This is a genomic window from Streptomyces sp. NPDC059142, assembly GCF_042755665.1.
GTDB lineage: Bacteria > Actinomycetota > Actinomycetes > Streptomycetales > Streptomycetaceae > Streptomyces.
In genome coordinates, this window is record NZ_JBHZDA010000149.1 from 7,131 (window position 1) to 9,985 (window position 2,855).

Annotated in this window: 2 protein-coding genes and 1 pseudogene; all 3 read left to right on the forward strand. The window is 70.8% G+C overall.

Annotated elements, in window-relative coordinates; genetic code table 11:
* Window positions 1–363: pseudogene (locus tag ACFXPK_RS31180) on the forward strand (hypothetical protein); the annotation flags it as partial.
* 288 nt (window positions 364–651) lie between these two features.
* The gene (gene mtrA, locus ACFXPK_RS31185; protein WP_329826349.1) at window positions 652–1,329 is read left to right on the forward strand and encodes a two-component system response regulator MtrA; all 678 of its coding nucleotides are present in this window, start codon (window positions 652–654) and stop codon (window positions 1,327–1,329) included.
* A gap of 1 nt (window position 1,330) precedes the next feature.
* On the forward strand, window positions 1,331–2,855 hold a 1,525-nt coding region (gene mtrB / locus ACFXPK_RS31190; RefSeq protein WP_385080490.1), incomplete at its 3' end, for an MtrAB system histidine kinase MtrB.

The window sequence follows — 2,855 nt, forward strand, 5'->3', positions numbered from 1 at the left end:
ACTGGGGGGGGCGTCTGCGCGGGCGCGGGCGCCCCTAACACCCCCTGGGGGCGTTCGGCGGGGGGGCCCCCCCCCGGTCCCATCGACCTGGACACCCCCGACGGGGCGTCGATAGAGGTGGAGCAACGACCGGGTCTGGAGGTGACGGAGTTCACAGCGCCGCAGGTTGCGGTGGCGGGGGTGGAGCCCGGAGGCGGGATGCCGGTGGCGCCTCTGGGGACGCAGGCGTACAACCCCGCTTTCGATGTGACCCCGCCGGAACTGGTGACGGCGATCGTCACCGAACGTGGTGTGGTCTCCCCGGTGACCGGGGGCGGTGTGGCGGAGCTGTGTGCCGGGGCGCGCCGGGCGGGAAGGGGCTGAACGGGCGGCCTTCCCGCAGGTGTTCGCGGTGGTGGCGGTCCGGTCGGGCCGTCGGGGAGCGCCGTCCGCTCCACTACGGTGTGGGGCGACAGGAGGCGGGATGCGGGTGGGAGACGCCTGGCGGCCGGCCAGGGCTCGGATCCACCGCAGTGGGTTTGACATCAGTGCTTGACATCAACGTCGACGGGCGGCGACGGTCACACACGGCCATCGGCGCACGTCGCCGCCGGTCAGTGAGACAGATCACGCGTGTCTACGCAACGGAAATGAAAATGGGATGATGTCGATATGAAGGGACGCGTCCTTGTCGTCGATGACGACACCGCACTGGCCGAGATGCTCGGGATTGTGCTGCGTGGTGAAGGTTTCGAGCCGTCGTTCGTAGCGGACGGTGACAAGGCACTCGCGGCCTTCCGGGAGGCCAAGCCGGATCTGGTGCTGCTGGACCTCATGCTGCCCGGACGGGACGGCATCGAGGTGTGCCGTCTGATCAGGGCCGAGTCCGGGGTGCCCATCGTCATGCTCACGGCCAAGAGCGACACGGTCGATGTGGTGGTGGGGCTGGAGTCCGGTGCCGACGACTACATCGTCAAGCCGTTCAAGCCCAAGGAGCTGGTGGCCCGGATCAGGGCGCGGCTGCGCAGGTCGGAGGAGCCGGCTCCGGAGCAGTTGACCATAGGTGACCTGGTCATCGATGTGGCCGGTCACTCCGTGAAGCGGGACGGGCAGTCGATCGCCCTGACGCCGCTGGAGTTCGATCTGCTGGTCGCGCTGGCCCGTAAGCCGTGGCAGGTGTTCACCCGTGAGGTGCTTCTTGAGCAGGTGTGGGGCTACCGGCACGCCGCGGACACCCGGCTGGTCAATGTGCATGTGCAGCGGCTGCGTTCCAAGGTCGAGCAGGACCCGGAGCGCCCGGAGATCGTGGTGACCGTCCGTGGTGTCGGTTACAAGGCAGGGCCGAGCTGACATGTCCGGCGGCAGTGCTGCTCCGAAGCCCGGTGAGCCGGGAGTCCGTGCGGGGCGGGCTGCCGGGCCCGGGCGTGCCTTCTCGGGGGTGAGCCGGCTGTTCCAGAGCGGCCGGCTCCTCCAGGACGGTTCGCCGGGCGGTCCCGTGCTGCGGCTGCTGGTGCGGTGGGTGCGGCGTCCGCTGCTGCCCGCCGTGCGGCTGTGGCGGCGCAACATCCAGCTCCGGGTCGTCGCGGCGACGCTGCTGATGTCGCTGGGTGTGGTGCTGCTGCTCGGGTTCGTGGTCATCGGGCAGGTGCGCAACGGGCTGCTCGAAGCCAAGGAGAAGGCCGCGCAGAGCCAGGCGGCCGGCGGTTTCACCGTGGCCAAGGAGAAGGCCGACTCCTCGGCGGCGCTCGGTGGCCGGGACGGCGATGGGGCGAGCGGCCGGTCGGGACGTAACTCCGTCAACTGGCGGTCCGATCTGGTCGAGCAGCTCGCCAGTGGCGGGCCCGGGGCGTTCAACGTGGTCGCGCTGAGCCCCGACGGCCAGGACGCGGCGTCCACCAGCCGGGCGCCGCGGGTCTCCGGCGGGGTCGACTTCTCCAGCGTTCCCGTCGATCTGCGGACGTCGGTGGCGCAGGGCAGCGGGGCGTACCAGCGCTATGCGGAGATCCGCTACACCCGGGCCACCGAGGACCGGGATCCGGAGCCGGGCCTGATCGTCGGCAAGCGGCTGAACGACGCCGACGGCAACGCGTACGAGCTGTACTACCTCTTCCCGCTGACGCAGGAGGGGCAGTCGCTCAACCTGGTCAAGGGCACGCTCGCCACGGCCGGGCTCTTCGTGGTCGTCCTGCTGGGCGCGATCGCCTGGCTGGTGGTGCGGCAGGTCGTGACGCCCGTACGGATGGCGGCGGGGATCGCGGAGCGGCTGTCCACCGGCCGTCTACAGGAACGTATGAAGGTCACCGGCGAGGACGACATCGCCCGGCTCGGTGAAGCCTTCAACAAGATGGCGCAGAACCTCCAGCTCAAGATCCAGCAGTTGGAGGAGCTCTCGCGGATGCAGCGGCGCTTCGTCTCGGACGTCTCGCACGAGCTGCGGACCCCGCTGACGACCGTACGGATGGCCGCCGACGTCATCCATGAGGCGCGCGCCGACTTCGATCCGGTGACGGCGCGCTCCGCCGAACTCCTCGGCGACCAGCTCGACCGCTTCGAGTCGCTGCTCGCGGATCTGCTGGAGATCAGCCGCTTCGACGCGGGCGCCGCGGCGCTGGAGGCCGAGCCGATAGATCTGCGTGAGGTCGTGCGCCGGGTGATCGGCGGGGCCGAGCCGCTGGCCGAGCGCAAGGGCAGCCGCATCCGGGTACTCGGGGACGAGCAGCCCGTGGTCGCCGAGGCGGACGCCCGGCGCGTGGAGCGGGTGCTGCGCAATCTGGTCGTCAACGCCGTCGAGCACGGCGAGGGCCGGGACGTCGTCGTACGGCTCGGCGCGGCGGGCGGGGCCGTCGCCGTCGCCGTACGGGACTACGGGGTGGGGC

Bases quoted from the DNA above. Each gene is read 5' to 3' on its own strand.
- mtrA (WP_329826349.1), top strand. From the start codon at position 652: ATGAAGGGACGCGTCCTTGTCGTCGATGACGACACCGCACTGGCCGAG.